Source organism: Sphingomonas pruni NBRC 15498, assembly GCF_001598455.1.
GTDB lineage: Bacteria > Pseudomonadota > Alphaproteobacteria > Sphingomonadales > Sphingomonadaceae > Sphingomonas > Sphingomonas pruni.
Window position 1 is genome coordinate 1 of the sequence record NZ_BCYZ01000038.1, and the last position, 16,874, is coordinate 16,874.

Here is a 16,874-nt window from a genome sequence, read left to right on the forward strand (position 1 = left end):
CCCCTAGCCCCTCCCGCAAGCGGGAGGGGAACAATCAGTCCGCGCGGCGAACGTAGGTCTGCTCGTACACGTCGACAACGATCCGGGTTCCCGCGGCGATATGCGGCGGGACCATGATACGGACGCCATTGTCGAGGATCGCCGGCTTGTAGCTCGACGACGCGGTCTGGCCCTTCACCACCGCATCGGCCTCGACGATCGTCGCCTCGATCGTGTCGGGCAATTGCACGCTGATCGGATCTTCATCGTAAAGCTCCATCACCACGTCCATGCCGTCCTGCAGGAACGCCGCAGCATCACCCAGCAGGTCGCGCGGCAAGGTGGTCTGCTCGTAGGTTTCCTTGTCCATGAACGTCAGCGTGTCGCCGTCGGCGAACAGAAACTGAAAATCCTTGGTGTCGAGGCGGACGCGCTCGACGGTCTCCGCCGATCGGAAGCGGACATTGTTCTTGCGGCCGTCGCGCAGGTTCTTCAGCTCGACCTGCATGTACGCGCCACCCTTGCCCGGCTGGGTGTGCTGAATTTTGACGGCGCGCCAGATGCCGCCTTCATATTCGATGATATTGCCGGGACGGATGTCCACGCCGCTGATCTTCATGCGATGTACCTGTTGGAAAGAGCGAAACCGCGCCTTTAGCCAGCAGACCCCGATCCGGCAAGCACTGCGCCGAACGCTCGCACCGCCGCGGCCTCGTCGCCACCCCATATCGCGCTCGACACAGCGAGGAAATCGGCACCCGCCGCCACGAGGGGCGCGGCATTGGCGGGCGTGATTCCGCCGATCGCGACGCAGGGCAGTTCGAACAGGGTCGACCACCAGCTCAGGATCACCGGGTCGGGCCGGTGTTTCGTGTCTTTGGTCGTGGTCGGATAGAAAGCGCCGAACGCGACATAGTCCGCGCCCGCGTCGCCCGCTTCCATCGCCAGATGCCGGCTGTCGTGACACGTGACACCTATCTGGACATCGGGTCCGAGCACCGACCGCGCCTCGCGCGGGTCGCCGTCTTTCTGCCCGAGATGCACGCCATCGGCGCCGAGCCGCTTCGCCAGCGAGATGCTGTCATTGACGATGAACGCGACCTCTCGATCGGCACAGATACGCTGGAGCGGCTCGGCCAGGCGGGCGGCCTCGTGCTGGTCGACGTCTTTCACCCGAAACTGAAACGCCGCCACCGGCCCGGCATCGAGCGCGCGCGCCAAGCGATCGGGAAAGACCCCGCCGACATCGAGCGGTGAGATCAGATAGAGCTGGCAAGGCGGCCGCCGCACGTCACGCTTGAACGACGCGGCGAAATTGGGATCGAGCGGGCCGAGCGGGTCTTCAGTGTCCATCCGCCGCCCCTAGGACGTGTGCCTGCGACCGGCAACCACTCGCCTTCTTCAGATTGGTGCCGGGTCGAGGATCAATCGACCATCGCGATCAGGAAGCCATCCCACTTCTTGACTCCCACCGTCTGGACCGCAGTCGCGGTCAGGCGCCGCTCCGCGCCCACCGCATCGAACAGTTCCCGTGTGCCCCGGATCCGCTCGTCTTCGCTCGCCGCGTCCAACACCCCGCCCTCACGGATCACGTTATCGACGACGATCGTGGTGCCCGGCCGTGACATTGCGAGCGCGGCGCGGACATAGGCGGCGTTGTTCTGTTTGTCGGCATCGATGAACACGAAGTCGAACGGGCCTTCGTCCGCCGCGATCATCGCCTTAAGCGAGGCGAGCGCGGGACCGGTGCGGATATCGACGCGGTCGCCCAGTCCGGCCTTAGCAATGTTGCTGCGCGCGACCTCCGCGTGATGCGGGTCGATCTCCAGCGAGATCAGCGTGCCGTCAGCGGGCAGAGCGCGGGCAAGTTCGATCGTCGAATAGCCGCCGAGCGTCCCGATTTCGAGAATGCGTCGCGCGCCCGCCATCCGCGCGAACAGGTGGAGCATCCGCCCCTGCGCGGGCGACACGTCGATGTCCGGCAATCCGCCAGCGGCATTGGCGGCGAGCGTCGCCGAAAGCGCGGGGTCGTCGCCGAGCAGGCGATCCGCGATAAAGGCGTCGACCGCGGTCCAGGCCGGGTTTTGCTCTCCGATTCGCTCGACCATGACACTCCTCCCGACTGAGCGGCGCCCTTTTCCTCCTCCGCCACGCAGCGTCAATACACAACAGTGAAGTCATGACTTGACTAACTGCCGACATCCTTATACTGAAGTGTGGACTTCACTAAAGGAGCGAGTTATGCCGGATGGACACGTCACCCACGCCACCTTCACGATCGAGCGCAGCTACAAGGCGGATGCCGCCAAGCTGTTCGAGGCGCTTAGCGACCCCGCCATCAAGCGGCAGTGGTACGCGGCAAGCGATCAGACCGAGCTCGTCGCATTCGAGAGCGATTTCCGCCAAGGCGGCGCCCAGCATCTCGGCTACAGATTTGGCGACAACAGCCCCTTTCCCGGCGTGTCGCTGACAGATGACGGCATCTTCCAGGCGATTGTCCCGGGCAGCCGGATCGTTACCACCAGCATGATGGCGATCGGCGGTGCGCCGATGTCGGTGTCGCTGACGACATTCGAGCTTGTTCCCAATGGCGACGGCACCGATCTGCTCTGCACCAATCAGGTCGCGTTTTTCGAAAACGCCGATGGACCGGTGATGCGCGAGCATGGCTGGCGCGTGCTGCTCGACAAATTGGGCGAGGTGATCGAAGGCTGAGCGAGTGACGCCAGATCTCGACCGATTGTTCCAGGCCCTGGGGGACCCGACCCGCCGCGCGATCGTCGATCGGCTGGCGGAGGGGCCGGCCTCGGTCTCGCGGCTCGCCGAGCCACTTTGCGTCACGGTGACGGCCGTCGCCCAGCATCTGCACGTGCTCGAGCAATGCGGCGTGGTGCGCACCGAAAAGGTCGGGCGCGTCCGGACCGCGTCGCTCGTGCCGGACGGCCTGACGCCGGTCGAACGCTGGGCGCGCGACCGGCGGTCGATGCTGGAAAAACGGCTGGATCGTCTCGCCGAGATTCTCGGCGAGGGTGATTAGGCGTCGGCCTTATCGACCGACGCCTCGTAAATCTCGTCGATCGCCTCAGCGAGCGCCTGATCGAATTCGGCGTCGCTCATCTGGTGGCGCAGATCCTCGAGCAACGCGCGACTGAAGCTCGCGATGATGCCTTGATTCTTCGCCAGTTCGGCGCAGGCCTCCGTCCGGCTATAGCCGCCCGACAGCGCGACGACGTGCAGCACGCGCGGATGCTCGGTGAGCGGCTTGAACAGCCCCGGTTCGGCCGGCAGCGACAGCTTGAGCATCACCTTGTCGTCGCCGGGCATGGCGTCGAGCGCCTTGAGGAGTTCGTCGAGCAGGATCGCATCCGCCGCGGCGCGCTCCGGGCTCTTGATGTTCACTTCGGGCTCGATGATCGGCACGAGACCGTGGCTCAACACTTGCCCGGCCACCTCGAACTGCTGCGCGACGATGGCGGCGATGCCCTCGCGATTGGCGAGATTGACGACAGACCGCTCCTTGGTGCCGAACATGCCGAGGCCGCGTGCGCGCTCGAGCAGGGCGTCAAGGCCGGGCATCGGCTTCATCAGCTGGACGCCATTGGCCTCCGCCTCCAGGCCCTTGTCGATCTTGATGAACGGGACGACGCCGATATCGTGGAGCACCTGAGGCACCGGCTTTCCGTTCGCCTGGCCATCCATGGTGCGCTCGAACAGGATCGCGGCGATCACCTTGCCGCTGGCGAAGGCCGGCGCGGTGATGATCCGCACGCGCATCTGGTGGATCAGGTCGAACATCTCTTCGTCGCTCGACCACGAACCGTCCTCGATTCCATAGCCTTTGAGCGCCTTGGGGGTCGACCCGCCGCTCTGGTCGAGCGCGGCGATGAAGCCGTGTCCGGCGGCGATCTTGGCGGTCATTTCGGCGGTCTGCATGGTCGTTTCCCGTCTGTGCATACGTATGTACGGGGGCTGTTAGACAGCGCCCGGCGGCTCCGCAATGGGCCGACGATCCCTGTAACCGGTTAGATGTCTCTCCTCGTCCAAGTCACGCCGATGCACCGAGCAATTGTCTTCTTTTTGGAGCTTTCGCCCGATTGACCTGCTGCGGTGGCGCGCTCACGCTGGTATCAATAGACAAGGGGGTAATCGTGGGGCGGGTCACAAGCATAGCAAGGATAATGATTGCGGCCGCGTCGCTCGCCACCGCGACGATCGGCGTGCCAGTTGCCGCCGGCGAGAAAATGAAGGTCGGCGAACCCGCGCCCGATTTTACGCTGACCTTGATCGACGGGACCAAGGTCACTCGCGACGAGTTGCGCGGCAAGGTCGTCGTGCTCAATTTCTGGGCGACGTGGTGCGTGCCGTGCCGCACGGAATTGCCGACGCTCGACGCTTATTACAATCAGCGCAGGGATGCGGGGCTCCGCGTATTTGCGGTGACGACCGAGGATTCGCTTCCCGCCTATAAGCTGAAGCAGCTGTTCTCGGTTATGCACATCCAGCCGGTCCGCAAGGTGAAGGGGCCTTATGACGTGATCGGCAACGGTGTGCCGACCAACATAGTGATCGGGCGCGACGGTCGCGTGCGCTACGCCAAGGCGGGGGCGTTCGATCTCGACATGCTGAACCAGCTCCTCGTGCCGCTGCTGCGCGAGCCTGCGCCTGCGACCTGACATGCGACTATTCCGGCAGATCGCTACGCTCTTCGCGGCCGCAGCGCTGGCGACGCCTGCGGTGGCCAGCGCCCCCGCCCTGCCGGGCGCGATGACGCTGACCGGCGGGCAGCGCATTACGCTCGGCGATCTGCACGGTCGCGTGGTGGTGATCAATTATTGGGCGAGCTGGTGCGTGCCATGCCGGGCGGAGATCCCTCTACTCGCCCGCTATTACCGTCAGCATATGTCGCAAGGCCTGGTCGTAATCGGCATTTCGGTCGACCCCGGCGCCAATGGCAAGGGTCAGGCGACGGCGACCTCGATCCCCTACCCTCAGGCGACTTGGGTCGGGGGCGCCGACATTGCGGTCTCTGCGGTGCCTATGAGCTATGTGATCGATCGCCGCGGCCGCGTCCGTTATCGGAAATCCGAGGCTTTTACGGCGCGAAGCCTCGATGCCATCGTCCGCCCGTTACTTGCCGAGCGTTAAGAGCTCAACGCCCTAACGCCCGGAAGTTCCTTACCTTCCATCCACTCGAGAAAGGCTCCGCCCGCGGTCGACACGAAGGTCATGTCGGCGGCGACGCCCGCCTGATTGAGGGCGGCGACCGTATCGCCGCCACCCGCCACCGACACCAGCGAGCCTTCGCGCGTCAGCGCCGCCACCGTCTTCGCCAGCGTCATTGTCGCGGCATCGAAGGGCGGCGTTTCGAACGCGCCGAGCGGGCCGTTCCAGACCAAGGTGCGGCAATTCTTGAGCACGTCGCCCAGCGCCTCGGTCGCGGCCGGGCCGATGTCGAGAATCATCTCGTCGGGCTGAACCTCATGAACATTGACCGTGCGCGTCTCGGGATTCGGCTTGAATTCCTTCGCGACCACCACGTCATACGGCAGATGGATCGTGCAGCCCGCCGCTTCGGCGGCGTCGAAAATCTCGTCTGCGGTGCCGGTCAGATCGCGCTCGGCCAGGCTCTTGCCGACGTCGACGCCGCGCGCCGCGAGAAACGTATTGGCCATGCCGCCGCCGATGATCAGGTGATCGACCTTGGAGACCAGGTGCTTGAGCACGTCGAGCTTGGTCGACACCTTGGCGCCACCGACCATTGCCGCAACCGGATGCTCGGGATTGCCCAGCGCCTTGTCGAGCGCGTCGAGTTCGGCCTCCATCTGCCGCCCGGCAAAGGACGGAAGCTTGTGCGCCAGCCCCTCGGTCGAGGCATGCGCGCGGTGCGCGGCCGAAAAGGCATCGTTGACATAGAGGTCGCCGAGCGCGGCCAGCCGCGCGACCGTCTCCGGCGCGTTCTTCTCTTCACCCGGGTCGAACCGCGTATTCTCCAGGATCGCGACGTCGCCGTCCTTCAGCGTCGCGATCGCCTCGGCCGCGCCCTGGTCGTCGATGAAGCGCACCGGACGGCCGAGCACGTGTTCGAAGGGGGGCGTAACGAGCGCCAGGCTCATCTCCGGGTTACGCTGCCCCTTGGGCCGCCCGAAATGCGCGAGAATAAGGACCTTGGCACCCTTGTCGGCGAGTTCGGCAACCGTCGGCACCGCAGCACGCAGCCGCGTGTCGTCGGTGACCTGGCCATCGGCCATCGGCACATTGAGATCCTCACGGACAAGTACGCGCTTGCCTGCGATTTCGCCCATGTCGTCGAGCGTCTTGAAGTTGCGCGCCATGCCAAACTCCTAAGAAAAACTCCCCTCCCGCTTGCGGGAGGGGCTGGGGGAGGGCCTGTTGAACTGGGCGTCGCCCTTGATCGGGAGCGACACGCCCTCCCCTAACCCCTCCCGCACGCGGGAGGGGAATTTAAAGGTCAGATCAGCGCCGCCATCACCTTGGCGGTGTCGACCATGCGGTTCGAGAAGCCCCATTCATTGTCGTACCAGCTGACGACGCGCACCAGCTTGCCTTCGAGCACCGCGGTTTCGAGGCTGTCGACCGTCGACGACGCAGGCGAGCCCATCAGGTCGATTGAGACCAGCGGCTCGTCGGTATAATCGAGCACGCCCTTGAGCTTGCCTTCGGATGCCGCCTTGAGCACCGCATTGACTTCGTCCTTGGTCACGTCGCGCTTCGGCGTGAAGGTCAGGTCGATCAACGACACGTCGGGAGTCGGTACGCGGATCGCCGAGCCGTCGAGCTTGCCCTTCAGTTCGGGCAGCACTTCGCCGACCGCACGCGCCGCACCCGTCGTGGTCGGGATGATCGACATTGCCGCCGCCCGCGCGCGGCGCAGGTCGGAATGGATCTGGTCGAGGATCTTCTGATCGTTGGTATAGGCATGGACCGTGGTCATCAGGCCGCGCTCGATGCCGATTTCATCGTTGAGGACCTTGGCGACCGGGGCCAGGCAGTTGGTCGTGCACGATGCGTTCGAGACGATCGTATGCTCGGCGGTCAGCTTGTCGTGGTTGACGCCATAGACGACGGTCATATCGACATTCTTGCCCGGAGCCGAGATCAGCACCTTCTTGGCGCCGGCGTCGATGTGCTTCTGGCAGCTGTCGCGATCGGTGAAGAAACCGGTACATTCGAGCACCAGGTCGACGCCCAATTCCTTGTGCGGAAGGTTGGCCGGATCGCGCTCGGCAGTGACGCGGATGCGCTTTCCGTCGATCACCATGTCCTGCCCTTCGGCATGGACTTCGCCCGGCCAGGTGCCATGGACCGAGTCGCGCTTGAACAGCCATGCATTGGCCTTGGCATCGCCGAGATCATTGATCGCCACCAGGTCTAGGCCGGTATCGCCCTGCGCAAGCATCGCGCGCGCTACCAGACGCCCGATCCGTCCGAACCCGTTGATCGCAACCTTCACCGCCATGTTTTTCGCTCCTCGAGCTGCTGATGCCGGCACGCGCGAATGGGGCCGGTCTGTCGCGGGAGCCTTTGGGGATGCCGACGCGGCGCGTCAACCGCTGGCGCTGTGTATTTGCTCCCGAAGCGGCCACAATGGCGGCGATCGCGACGTGATCGGTCGGCCCCATGCGGCACTATTTCGGTTGCTCAGGGCGGCCGCCGGCGGCGAGTCCGAGCCCTTTGCGCGGCGAAACGATGTTGTAGCGCGCCCTTGCCGTGCTATCTCCCCCCGATGGCAGACGCTTCCCCGACCGACCGGATCGACGCCGCGCTCGCCCGCATCGAACGCGCCGTCGCGGCGCGCGACAAGAGCGCGCAGGACCTGAAGACACGACACGAATCGCTGCGCGCCCGCGTCGGCGAAGCGATCGCGGCGCTCGACGCGCTGGGGGCGCGCAATGGCTGAGGTCACGCTGACGATCGGCGACCGCCGGCACAACGTTGCTTGCCGCGATGGCGAGGAAGCCCAGCTTCGCCGATTGGGAGAAATGCTTGACCAGCGTTGGGCAATGGCCAACCGCGCGTCGGGCGGCCTCAACGCCGAGCGCACTATGCTGCTGATCGCGCTGATGCTCGCCGACAATCTCGATCAGGCGGAAAACCGTCCCTCGGCGGACGGCGGTCCGAGCCCCGCTTTTCTCAATCGCCTCGCCGATCGTCTGGAAGCGCTTGCCGAGACCCTTGAGAAACCGGCACCGAGCGCCTAGATTCATGGTCGGCGGGTACTGCCCGATACGAGCCTTTATTATCCCTGAGGCTATTCATCATCCAAGGGGGCTGTCCCTGCCCGGACCCTGGTCCGACGTATATGGTCCCCACCTGACGTACCGTGCGTCAGAGGATAACCCGGCAAACGGTCCACGGTGGTCCCGCCACTCCACCGAATCATGACCACCGACAGCAAGCAGGCATTGCGAGCGCGACTTCGCGCCGCGCGTGACGCCTTCGTCGCGCGCGAGCGTCCGCGGATCGCGGTGCCGGACGCCTTTCGCGCGCGGCTCGAGCACGGCCTGACCGTCACGTCCTATGTCCCGATCGGCAGCGAAGCCGATCCCTCGCCGCTCGCGCGCGCCGCCGTCGAGGCGGGATGCGTCCTGGCCCTGCCCCATGTCACCGTGCGCAGCGAACCGATGCGCTTCCTCGCCTGGGAAACCGAAGCGGCGCTGGAGGCCGGCCCATTCGGGCTCAGCCAGCCCTCCGCGCTCGCCGCCGAACTCCTCCCCGACATTATCCTGACGCCCATGCTAGGCTTCGACGCAAAGCTCGATCGCTTGGGCCAAGGCGCGGGCTATTATGACGGCGCGTTCGCGCGCTTCCCTGATGCCTGGCGGGTCGGTATCGCCTGGAGCGTCCAGCAGGTCGAGGACCTGCCGGTCGATCCGTGGGACATACCGCTCCACGCAGTCGTCACCGAACAGGGATGGATCACATTATGAACCCGCCGCCGACTCCGCGCTGGCAAAAACCGATAGGCATGCTCGCCATCCTGGCCCTGATCGCAATCTGGTGCATCGCCGTCGTCAGTCTGTCGCCCTGGGTCGGACGCTGGCCTGCGGTCGCGCAATTGCTGTTCTACGTCGTGACCGGGATCGTGTGGCTGTGGCTGCTGCCGATGCGCCGCATGCTGCGCTGGATGGAAACCGGGCGCTGGCGGTGACGGCCGCGGTGATCATCGATCTCGGGAAATCCACGCCGAAAATGGCGCGAGTGACGGGGCTCGAACCCGCGACCTCCGGCGTGACAGGCCGGCGCTCTAACCAACTGAGCTACACCCGCTTGGAAGCGTGAGGCGCGGCCACTAAGCGAGCGGCCTCCCCCTGTCAACAGCAGTCAAATCAGTTTTGTCGTACACCCCAGCGGCCGCGCTTGCGCTCACTGACCAAGGTGCCATGCTCGAACAGGAAACCGGCGATGTCGGGCTTGCCCGCAGCCCCGATCACCGTCTGAATGATGATCAGCAGCGGCACCGCCAACAATGCGCCGGGGGTTCCCCACACCCAGCTCCAGAAACTCAGCGAGATCAGGATCAGTACCGGGCTGATCGTCAGGCGATGACCAACGATGAACGGCGTCACCGCATTGGCCTCGAGCAAGTGACAGCCGATCATGATGCCCGCCGGCAACAACGCAACCCAGATATCGGGAAAGGTCATCAACCCGCCCACCGCGAGCAGCAAGGCGGCGACGATCGGCCCGAAATAGGGAATGTAGTTGAGCAAGGTGACGATACCGCCCCACATCAGCGGATAGGGCATGCCGATCAGCCACAGGGCGCCCGACACGATCAGCCCGAGCACGATGTTGATCGCGGTGATCGTGCCCAGATAGGCCGACACGTCGTCGACCACGTCCTGGATCACCCGCGCCGTCGCCATCGCGCCGCCGAAGCTCGCGCGGCTGGTGATCGTCCGGCGCCGCGTTCGCGTCCAGCCGGCCAGGAAGAAGAACACCACCAGCACGCCGAAGAATATCTGCACCAATGCAGTCGGCGCGGATGTCGCAATGAGGTCGAGCAGCGAGCTCGGCGGCGATACCGGCGTCGCGGCCCGCACCTTGGGAATGGTGGCGATATGCGCCGCCGCCTTGTTGATATATTTTTCGAGGCTCGCATACAGATCGAGCACCGGCGCCAGGTTCGCCTGGATACGATCGATCCGCTCGGGCAAGCGACGGAAGAATTCGATCGCCGGAACGACGATCGCGGCCAGTGCCACATTCGCCGCGGCCAGGAACGTCAACACGCAGATCAGTGCCGCGAGCCAGGACGGCAGCCGCCGCCGCTCCAGCCATTCGAGCACCGGGATGAGCGCGATCGAGATGACCAGGGCGATCGTGATCGGCAAGAAGAATTCCGCGCCGGCCTTGAGTGCGAAGGGCAGCCCGATCACCAGCCCGACCCCGGCGATCAGCGTCAGCGCCGCAAGCAGGCGATCGCGCCGCGGGTCGATGACCGGCGGCGGATCGTCCTCGGTCGATGGCGGCAGTGGCGGCTGGTCGGGCGCCGTTGGCACGACCGCGGCAGCGCCGCCCATCATCGCCGCCAGATTCAAGTCCGTTCCGCTCTCACTGCTCGTCATACCGCTTCCGTAGCGCCATTGGCGGGCAAAGTAATCCCGGCTAGCACCATCACATGGGCTACAAACTGCTGGTCATCGACGAAGGCACCACTTCCACCCGCGCGATGCTGTTCGCGCCTGACGGCAGCTGCCTGGGCAGCGAATCGGCCGCGCTGACGCAGCATTACCCCTCCCCCGGGCTGGTCGAGCATGATGCCGCCGAAATCTGGGATCGCACTGTCGCCTGCGCGCGCAAAATGATCGAACTGGCCGGCGGCGCCGAGGCGGTTGCCGCGATCGGCATCACCAACCAGCGCGAGACGGTGGTGTTCTGGGACAAGCAGACCGGTGAACCGCTGGCGCCCGCGATCGTGTGGCAGGACCGGCGCACGGCGTCATGGTGCCGCGAGCTCAAGGAGGCCGGGCATGAAGCCACCGTACAGGCGCGCACCGGATTGCTGCTCGACCCCTATTTCTCCGGATCCAAGATCGGCTGGGCAATGGCCAATTGGCCGCAGCTGAAGGCAGCAGGCGACCGGCTGGCGATCGGCACGATCGATTCGTGGCTGGTGTGGAAATTGACCGCGACCGAAAATCGCGGCGGGTTGCACATCACCGATGCGACCAATGCCAGCCGCACCGCGCTGATGGCGATCGGCAGCGGGCATTGGGACGATGGCCTGATCGAACTGTTCGCCGCCCCGCGCCAGGCGCTTCCCGAAATCGTCGATTGCGCGGGCGATTATGGCAGCACGACCCTGTTCGGCGCGCCGATCCCGATCTGCGGCATGGCCGGCGATCAACAGGCGGCGACGATCGGCCAGGCCTGCCTGACGCCGGGCGATACCAAGGCGACGTTCGGCACCGGCGCGTTCGTGTTGACGCAATATGGCGCGCACCAGCCGACGTCGAAGAACCGGCTGCTCGCGACCGTCGCTTGGCAGCTCGACGGGCGGCGCGCTTATGCGCTGGAGGGATCGGTGTTCGTCGCCGGCAGCCTGGTCCAATGGCTGCGCGATTCGCTCAAGCTGATCGCGACCGCCGACGAGACTGAAGCGCTGGTGCGATCGGTCGAGGACAATGCCGGCGTTTATCTGGTCCCCGCGCTGTCGGGCCTGGGAGCGCCATGGTGGGAAGCCGAAGCGCGGGGCTCGATTTCAGGGCTGAGTTTCACCGCGACCCGAGCGCATATCGTCCGGGCCGCACTGGAAGCGATGGCGCACCAGGCGAACGACCTGAAAACCGCTTTCGCGGCCGACGGCGCCGATTGGAAGACGCTGAGAATCGACGGCGGCATGGTGGCCAATGACTGGATCGCGCAGGATCTTGCCGACATGCTTGACGTCGCGGTCGAACGGCCATGCTTCTCCGAAACCACTGCGCTCGGCGCCGCGATGCTGGCTGGAGTCGGCATCGGCCTATTCGCGGATCTGAAGGCCGCCTCCGTCATGCGCGGCAAGATAGACACTTTCCGCAGCGGCCTTTCAGCCGAGGCGCGACGGACCCGGCTCGACGGATGGGCGGCGGCAGTCAAATCGGTGATCAACGCGACGCACTGATATTCGCACCTTCGATCAGCTTCACGCTTCCCCGGCGAAGGCCGGGGCCCAGCTTCGGCGAATTCGAGATGGCGTCCAGGTATCGAGAACGGAATGCGGCTGGGCCCCGGCCTTCGCCGGGGAAGCAGATATTTTGCTCGGACCGTTCGATCACGGCGTCCGGGTATGGTTGTCGAAATAGAGGTAATCGGGCTGGAATTCGCCGGTCGAGGCGAGGCGATCGAAATCGAGCATCGTGACGATGCGATCGGACACCTCGACCATGCCCGCCTCTCGCAATACGCGTAACGTCCGATTGACGTGGACCGAGGTCAGTCCGCATGCCTCGCCCAAGTCCTGCTGGGTCAGTGGCCAGGCGAACGTGCCGTCCTCGACAAGACCGACCGCGTCGAGTCGCATATAGGTTTCGCACAGCATGTGGGCGACGCGTCCCACCGCATCGAGCCGCCCGAGCCGGAAAATCCATTCGCGGTGCATCGCAGCGTCGAGCAGAGTCGAGAACCACAATACCCGACCGAGATGCGGCAAGCGCTCGATAATCTGCGTCAGCTTGTCGTGCGGCGCATAGGCGACGGTGCACTCGCTCAACGTGGCGATATCGTGATCGAGCCGCTGCAGCGGATAACCGTGCAGATCGACGAAATCGCCCGGTGTCTGAATGCTCACGAGTTGCCGGTGGCCGTCGGCGCCGTCCATGTAACGGCACATGAAGCCCGAGATGAGGAAGGTCGATCGCGTGACGACATCGCCGCGACTCGTCACCACCTTGCGCCGCGGCAGGGTGACGGGCGCGGTCAGGACGCTCTCTATGGCTTCCTTTTCTTCATCGCTCAGTTCACGGCGGCGGCGCCCCCGCAGGAAATTGTCGGTCAGCATGCTATTCTTCAAACCTCTTCGGAAGCGTAACGATCATATCCGATTCTTGGTTTCCTTAGCAGGAAACGCCATAGCGACACGATGAAGACGATCGGGCTTATCGGCGGCATGAGCTGGGAAAGCTCGGCGCAATATTATGCGATCATCAATCGCGCGGTGCGCGAACGCCTTGGCGGCGCGCATTCCGCCGAGATACTTTTATACTCGGTCGACTTCGGCGAAATCGAGCGACTTCAACGCGATGGCGACTGGTCTTCGCTCACCGCGCGAATGGTGGACGCGGCCGGCCGCCTGGAGGCGGGTGGCGCGGATTTCGTCCTGATCTGCAGCAACACGATGCATTTGATGGCGGACGACGTATCGGCAGCGATCGGCGTCCCGCTGCTCCATGTGGTCGACCCGACCGCGGCGGCGATCCGCCAGGCAGGGCTGAGTCGGGTAGGATTGCTGGGCACGGCCTTCACGATGGAAAAGGCCTTCTATCGTGACCGGCTCGCGGCTGCGGGGATCGAGACACTGATTCCCGACGCCGATGATCGACGCGAGGTTCATCGCGTGATCTACGAGGAACTGGTCGCGGGGAAGATCGAAGCGGCATCGCGCGCGGCCTATCGCGATGTAATCGCGCGGCTGGTCGAGCGCGGTGCGCAGGCGATCGTGCTCGGTTGCACAGAGATCATGTTGCTGGTCGACCAATCGGACAGCGCGGTGCCGTTGTTCGACACGACCAGCCTCCACGCGCTCGCGGCGGTCGACCTGGCGCTCGGTTGATCACCGGGGACGGTCGCCCGCCCCCCGGTCCCCCTTATAGGCCGGGCTATTTGCGAGAGGCGACCGCCTCCGTCCGCTGATCGGATGCCAGCGCGCGGTCGCTGATCGACCATAAGGAGTCGACGCCGATCTTGCCGTTCAGGATCGCGTTATTGAGCGCGAAGATGTCGAGCGCGCTGGGACCACCCGGCGCCTGATATTCGGTGTTCGACGCCGGCCATGCCGCGCGGTGATGACAATTCATGCAATTGGTCTTGATCGGATGGTCGGCGGCAAGCTCGATATAGGGGTTGAACGCCACCGGCCATTGGTTGCTGCCCGGACTCGCGGGGATGCCATAGGTCGCCGCCATCAGATAATTGCGCCACGGCCCCGGCGCCTCGACCGGCGACAGGTTCGGCCGGTCGGCGGCATAGGGGCTGGTCCCCGGCATATCGTTCCACCATACTGACTGGAACGTCCAGGCGGGCTGTTCCTTGGTCATGATGTGCATCGCGATCAGGATTAGATAATCGCCCTGCTGGAACATCCGGCCATAGGCGTAATAAGCCGAGGCATCGAGGATCGCGCGATCGCATTGCGCCATTTTCGCAAGGTCGGGTTTGTAGTTGTAGAAGCGGTCGACCCCGACCACGCGTGGCTTGGCATAGGTATTGGGCCCGAGCGGTTTGCCGTTCATCGTCACGCCGTGGAGGAAGCTGACCGAGGACGGGATGACCTGCGCCGCCGGCGTCGTGGTCACCGCCACGGCCTTTGGCCATTTCTTCTGGATTTCGAAGCCGGCATACACCCCATCGTCGGAGGCCGGATCGTTCCAGATCGGCAATGCCGTGAACTGACCCGCCGCCACCGGCCACATCATCGGCTTGAGCACGATCGAGCCGTCGGGCATCGCCGCCATCTGCTTCGTCTGATTGGCCGGCGGGATCAGGCCGTTGAGCGTCGATTGAAGATAGAGCTTGTTGTTGCGGATCCAGTCGAATGCGGGCTGATTGTAGATCACCCCCGCGACCATGACGTCGCCATTATTCTGCAAGGTCGGGCCATTGGCCAAAGCGTAATCGGCGGGCGTCGTTCCCTGCAGGCAAGGCGTGCCCTTGTAGCGGTCGACCACCGGCTGCGGCACGGCATAAGTCGGGGAGACCGGGAAGTTGATCGGGTCGGCGCCAGCACTCGATCCGTTGTTGAGCTTGAACTTGCGCATCGGGACCGTCGCGACCGCCGGCTCGGTCTTGGCGAGCTTCGCGGTGACCGCGGGATCGGGCGCGAATGCCTGGGTTTCGGTGCACCAGCTTTGCCAGATCGGCTTGCCGCCGACCATCGAGTTGAGCGCGGCCCAGACATTCCAGCCGTGCTGGCGCGTGCGGGCGACGTTGCCGGTCGTCACCCAGCCTTCGACCGTGGCGGCCTTTTGCGGATAGTCGAACCCGGACGGGATATTTTGCGGCGTCGGGCAAGCTGCGTTGGCGATGCCCGTCGCCGGCTTGGTCGACGATGTCTTCGTCGTACAAGCGGCGGCGAAGATCAGCATCGCGCCGATCAAGGCCGCCGATTGGAATGGGCGGCGAACAGCGAAGCGCATCATGGCATCCCCCCGTATTTATGGAGAATGCTACGCCTTCGGTCGCCAACAAGCCAGCAAGGAAGTCACCATTCCGGACGGTTTCGCTGGCTGGTTGCGGTGCTGACTCAAGCATTTGGATGACGTCGTCGTGCGCCTATAGCCCACATGCATCGAACCCAGCGGACCGCGATTGACTCGCGGCGCCCGACATCGCTTGATGGAGCGGACGAGCTGGGGAGCAGGATGACTATTATTACGGCGCCGCGGGTCACCGCTTCCCAAGTTGTAGGTGTCACGCTCGGCAACGCGCTCGAATTCTACGATTTCCTGATATTCACCTTCTTCGCGGTCGAGATCGGCCAAACCTTCTTCCCCGCGACCGACCCGCAATCGAGCCTGCTCGCGGCATTGGCCACATTCGGCGCGGGGTTCCTGACGCGGCCGCTCGGCGGGCTGGTGATCGGCGTGCTCGGCGATCGGCTCGGGCGGCGACCGATGATGCTGTTGTCGTTCGCGCTGATCGGTATCGCCAGCCTGGGGGTCGCGCTGACGCCATCTTACGCCGCAATCGGCGTCGCCGCGCCGCTGCTCGTTTTGTTCTGGCGCCTGGTCCAAGGGTTTGCGCTGGGCGGAGAGGTCGGGCCGAGCACGGCGTTCCTGGCGGAAGCGGCCCCGCCGCATCGCCGTGGCCTGTACGTCTCGATGCAGATGTTCGGGCAGAATGTCGCGGTCTTGGTCGCCGGGCTGATCGGGCTCGCGCTGGCGCGAGTGATGGACGATGCCGCGCTTGCAAGCTGGGGATGGCGGATTGCGATGGCGCTAGGTGTCGGCGTCGTGCCGATCGGGCTCCTCCTCCGGCGGACATTGCCGGAAACCCTGCCCAGCGACGCGCCCGCAATCCCGGCGCCGCCGCTCCGCGACTATCGTCGCACCGCGATCATCGCCTTCCTGGCACTGCTGTCGGGGACGATCATGACCTATGTCACCAACTTCCTGACGACCTTCGCCAAGACGACGCTGCACTTGCCGTCGGACACTGCCTTTTGGGCGACGATCGCGGTCGGGATCGGCGGCACGATCGGTGCGCCACTCGGCGGCTGGCTGGCCGACCGCTACGGCCGGCGGCCGGCGATGATCCTGCCGACCCTGTTCGTCTGCCTGATCACCCTGCCCGCTTTCTGGCTGCTGACGGTCGCACCGGGCAAAGCGAGCCTGTTCCTCGTGGGATGCGGGTTGCGCCTCTCCATCGGCATCGCCTTGAGCGCAGTGCTGGTCCATATCACCGAGGACTTTCCTGCTCGCATCCGCTCGGGCGCGCTGGCGATCGTCTATGCGCTGGCAATTTCGATCTTCGGCGGCTCTACCCAGTTTGTCGTGGCGTGGCTGACGGGCGTCACGGGCAATCCGTTGGCGCCGGCATGGTATATGTCGATCGCAGCCGTTGTGGGACTAACAGCGCTTTGCTTCGCCCGCGAAACCGCGCCAAATCGTTTGCGGCGTGGAGAAGAACCGAAGGCGTTCTAGAATTACGACTCCATCCTCCCCTGCCCCTACGGG

Annotated in this window: 20 protein-coding genes and 1 tRNA gene; 11 read left to right on the plus strand and 10 right to left on the minus strand. The window is 64.8% G+C overall.

The window, feature by feature from the left end:
• Positions 1–34 precede the first annotated feature (34 nt).
• The 3 genes from efp to SPR01S_RS12285 form a co-directional block, all read right to left on the minus strand.
• Positions 35–598, minus strand: coding sequence for an elongation factor P (gene efp, locus SPR01S_RS12275; protein WP_066590005.1), 564 nt, complete (start codon positions 596–598; stop codon positions 35–37).
• Between the two features lie 35 nt (positions 599–633).
• Positions 634–1,332, minus strand: coding sequence for a thiamine phosphate synthase (gene thiE, locus SPR01S_RS12280; RefSeq protein WP_066590006.1), 699 nt, complete (start codon positions 1,330–1,332; stop codon positions 634–636).
• 71 nt (positions 1,333–1,403) lie between these two features.
• On the minus strand, positions 1,404–2,087 hold the full coding sequence (locus SPR01S_RS12285) for an O-methyltransferase (RefSeq protein ID WP_066590008.1): 684 nt from the start codon (positions 2,085–2,087) through the stop codon (positions 1,404–1,406).
• A 133-nt stretch (positions 2,088–2,220) separates the two neighbouring features.
• On the opposite strand from SPR01S_RS12285, the gene SPR01S_RS12290 reads away from it, so the two are divergent.
• Entirely contained in the window at positions 2,221–2,694 is a 474-nt protein-coding gene (locus tag SPR01S_RS12290; RefSeq protein ID WP_066590010.1) for an SRPBCC domain-containing protein, read from the plus strand.
• A gap of 4 nt (positions 2,695–2,698) precedes the next feature.
• On the plus strand, positions 2,699–3,016 hold the full coding sequence (locus tag SPR01S_RS12295) for an ArsR/SmtB family transcription factor (protein ID WP_066590012.1): 318 nt from the start codon (positions 2,699–2,701) through the stop codon (positions 3,014–3,016).
• Here the strand turns inward: SPR01S_RS12295 and SPR01S_RS12300 are convergent.
• Positions 3,013–3,912 carry a fructose bisphosphate aldolase gene (locus tag SPR01S_RS12300; RefSeq protein WP_066590014.1) on the minus strand — a complete coding sequence of 300 codons (900 nt, stop codon included), beginning with the start codon at positions 3,910–3,912 and terminating at the stop codon, positions 3,013–3,015. The genes SPR01S_RS12295 and SPR01S_RS12300 overlap by 4 nt on opposite strands.
• Before the next feature lie 245 nt (positions 3,913–4,157).
• On the opposite strand from SPR01S_RS12300, the gene SPR01S_RS12305 reads away from it, so the two are divergent.
• Entirely contained in the window at positions 4,158–4,652 is a 495-nt protein-coding gene (locus SPR01S_RS12305; RefSeq protein WP_066590015.1) for a TlpA family protein disulfide reductase, read from the plus strand.
• Between the two features lies 1 nt (position 4,653).
• Positions 4,654–5,124: a TlpA family protein disulfide reductase gene (locus SPR01S_RS12310; RefSeq protein ID WP_066590017.1), complete on the plus strand. Its 471-nt coding sequence runs from the start codon at positions 4,654–4,656 to the stop codon at positions 5,122–5,124.
• On the opposite strand, the gene SPR01S_RS12315 is transcribed toward SPR01S_RS12310, so the two are convergent.
• Both SPR01S_RS12315 and gap read right to left on the minus strand, forming a co-directional pair.
• On the minus strand, positions 5,121–6,311 hold the full coding sequence (locus SPR01S_RS12315) for a phosphoglycerate kinase (protein ID WP_066590019.1): 1,191 nt from the start codon (positions 6,309–6,311) through the stop codon (positions 5,121–5,123). The genes SPR01S_RS12310 and SPR01S_RS12315 overlap by 4 nt on opposite strands.
• 137 nt (positions 6,312–6,448) lie before the next feature.
• Entirely contained in the window at positions 6,449–7,456 is a 1,008-nt protein-coding gene (gene gap / locus SPR01S_RS12320) for a type I glyceraldehyde-3-phosphate dehydrogenase (RefSeq protein WP_066590021.1), read from the minus strand.
• Between the two features lie 267 nt (positions 7,457–7,723).
• Between gap and SPR01S_RS21835 the strand changes: the two genes are divergently transcribed.
• The 4 genes from SPR01S_RS21835 to SPR01S_RS12335 all read left to right on the plus strand — a co-directional run bounded on the left by SPR01S_RS21835 (position 7,724) and on the right by SPR01S_RS12335 (position 9,148).
• The gene (locus tag SPR01S_RS21835; protein WP_169803427.1) at positions 7,724–7,897 is read left to right on the plus strand and encodes a hypothetical protein; all 174 of its coding nucleotides are present in this window, start codon (positions 7,724–7,726) and stop codon (positions 7,895–7,897) included.
• Positions 7,890–8,198: a cell division protein ZapA gene (locus SPR01S_RS12325; RefSeq protein ID WP_066590022.1), complete on the plus strand. Its 309-nt coding sequence runs from the start codon at positions 7,890–7,892 to the stop codon at positions 8,196–8,198. Before SPR01S_RS21835 ends, SPR01S_RS12325 begins: the two co-directional genes overlap by 8 nt.
• Before the next feature lie 180 nt (positions 8,199–8,378).
• Positions 8,379–8,927 (plus strand): 5-formyltetrahydrofolate cyclo-ligase, encoded by a 549-nt coding sequence (locus tag SPR01S_RS12330; protein ID WP_066590024.1) that lies wholly within the window; start codon positions 8,379–8,381, stop codon positions 8,925–8,927.
• Positions 8,924–9,148: a DUF2842 domain-containing protein gene (locus SPR01S_RS12335; RefSeq protein WP_066590028.1), complete on the plus strand. Its 225-nt coding sequence runs from the start codon at positions 8,924–8,926 to the stop codon at positions 9,146–9,148. The genes SPR01S_RS12330 and SPR01S_RS12335 overlap by 4 nt, the downstream gene beginning before the upstream one ends.
• Before the next feature lie 42 nt (positions 9,149–9,190).
• On the opposite strand, the gene SPR01S_RS12340 is transcribed toward SPR01S_RS12335, so the two are convergent.
• Positions 9,191–9,267 (minus strand) — tRNA-Asp (locus SPR01S_RS12340).
• 59 nt (positions 9,268–9,326) lie between these two features.
• Positions 9,327–10,568: an AI-2E family transporter gene (locus SPR01S_RS12345; protein WP_439646732.1), complete on the minus strand. Its 1,242-nt coding sequence runs from the start codon at positions 10,566–10,568 to the stop codon at positions 9,327–9,329.
• A 53-nt stretch (positions 10,569–10,621) separates the two neighbouring features.
• On the opposite strand from SPR01S_RS12345, the gene SPR01S_RS12350 reads away from it, so the two are divergent.
• Positions 10,622–12,106: a glycerol kinase gene (locus SPR01S_RS12350; protein WP_066590030.1), complete on the plus strand. Its 1,485-nt coding sequence runs from the start codon at positions 10,622–10,624 to the stop codon at positions 12,104–12,106.
• Positions 12,107–12,256: 150 nt separating this feature from the next.
• Here the strand turns inward: SPR01S_RS12350 and SPR01S_RS12355 are convergent, their stop codons facing one another.
• Positions 12,257–12,982, minus strand: a complete 726-nt coding sequence (locus SPR01S_RS12355) for a Crp/Fnr family transcriptional regulator (RefSeq protein ID WP_066590032.1) — start codon at positions 12,980–12,982, stop codon at positions 12,257–12,259.
• Between the two features lie 81 nt (positions 12,983–13,063).
• Between SPR01S_RS12355 and SPR01S_RS12360 the strand changes: the two genes are divergently transcribed.
• Positions 13,064–13,753, plus strand: a complete 690-nt coding sequence (locus SPR01S_RS12360; protein WP_066590034.1) for an aspartate/glutamate racemase family protein — start codon at positions 13,064–13,066, stop codon at positions 13,751–13,753.
• A gap of 46 nt (positions 13,754–13,799) precedes the next feature.
• Here the strand turns inward: SPR01S_RS12360 and SPR01S_RS12365 are convergent, their stop codons facing one another.
• Positions 13,800–15,338, minus strand: coding sequence for a hypothetical protein (locus SPR01S_RS12365; protein WP_066590036.1), 1,539 nt, complete (start codon positions 15,336–15,338; stop codon positions 13,800–13,802).
• Between the two features lie 222 nt (positions 15,339–15,560).
• On the opposite strand from SPR01S_RS12365, the gene SPR01S_RS12370 reads away from it, so the two are divergent.
• Positions 15,561–16,841, plus strand: a complete 1,281-nt coding sequence (locus tag SPR01S_RS12370) for an MFS transporter (RefSeq protein ID WP_066590039.1) — start codon at positions 15,561–15,563, stop codon at positions 16,839–16,841.
• Positions 16,842–16,874 lie beyond the last annotated feature (33 nt).

Coding starts and splice junctions, on each gene's coding strand:
- efp (WP_066590005.1), bottom strand. CDS start 598: ATGAAGATCAGCGGCGTGGACATCCGTCCCGGCAATATCATCGAATAT.
- thiE (WP_066590006.1), bottom strand. CDS start 1,332: ATGGACACTGAAGACCCGCTCGGCCCGCTCGATCCCAATTTCGCCGCG.
- SPR01S_RS12285 (WP_066590008.1), bottom strand. CDS start 2,087: ATGGTCGAGCGAATCGGAGAGCAAAACCCGGCCTGGACCGCGGTCGAC.
- SPR01S_RS12290 (WP_066590010.1), top strand. CDS start 2,221: ATGCCGGATGGACACGTCACCCACGCCACCTTCACGATCGAGCGCAGC.
- SPR01S_RS12300 (WP_066590014.1), bottom strand. CDS start 3,912: ATGCAGACCGCCGAAATGACCGCCAAGATCGCCGCCGGACACGGCTTC.
- SPR01S_RS12305 (WP_066590015.1), top strand. CDS start 4,158: ATGATTGCGGCCGCGTCGCTCGCCACCGCGACGATCGGCGTGCCAGTT.
- SPR01S_RS12310 (WP_066590017.1), top strand. CDS start 4,654: ATGCGACTATTCCGGCAGATCGCTACGCTCTTCGCGGCCGCAGCGCTG.
- SPR01S_RS12315 (WP_066590019.1), bottom strand. CDS start 6,311: ATGGCGCGCAACTTCAAGACGCTCGACGACATGGGCGAAATCGCAGGC.
- gap (WP_066590021.1), bottom strand. CDS start 7,456: ATGGCGGTGAAGGTTGCGATCAACGGGTTCGGACGGATCGGGCGTCTG.
- SPR01S_RS21835 (WP_169803427.1), top strand. CDS start 7,724: ATGGCAGACGCTTCCCCGACCGACCGGATCGACGCCGCGCTCGCCCGC.
- SPR01S_RS12325 (WP_066590022.1), top strand. CDS start 7,890: ATGGCTGAGGTCACGCTGACGATCGGCGACCGCCGGCACAACGTTGCT.
- SPR01S_RS12330 (WP_066590024.1), top strand. CDS start 8,379: ATGACCACCGACAGCAAGCAGGCATTGCGAGCGCGACTTCGCGCCGCG.
- SPR01S_RS12335 (WP_066590028.1), top strand. CDS start 8,924: ATGAACCCGCCGCCGACTCCGCGCTGGCAAAAACCGATAGGCATGCTC.
- SPR01S_RS12345 (WP_439646732.1), bottom strand. CDS start 10,568: ATGACGAGCAGTGAGAGCGGAACGGACTTGAATCTGGCGGCGATGATG.
- SPR01S_RS12350 (WP_066590030.1), top strand. CDS start 10,622: ATGGGCTACAAACTGCTGGTCATCGACGAAGGCACCACTTCCACCCGC.
- SPR01S_RS12355 (WP_066590032.1), bottom strand. CDS start 12,982: ATGCTGACCGACAATTTCCTGCGGGGGCGCCGCCGCCGTGAACTGAGC.
- SPR01S_RS12360 (WP_066590034.1), top strand. CDS start 13,064: ATGAAGACGATCGGGCTTATCGGCGGCATGAGCTGGGAAAGCTCGGCG.
- SPR01S_RS12365 (WP_066590036.1), bottom strand. CDS start 15,338: ATGATGCGCTTCGCTGTTCGCCGCCCATTCCAATCGGCGGCCTTGATC.
- SPR01S_RS12370 (WP_066590039.1), top strand. CDS start 15,561: ATGACTATTATTACGGCGCCGCGGGTCACCGCTTCCCAAGTTGTAGGT.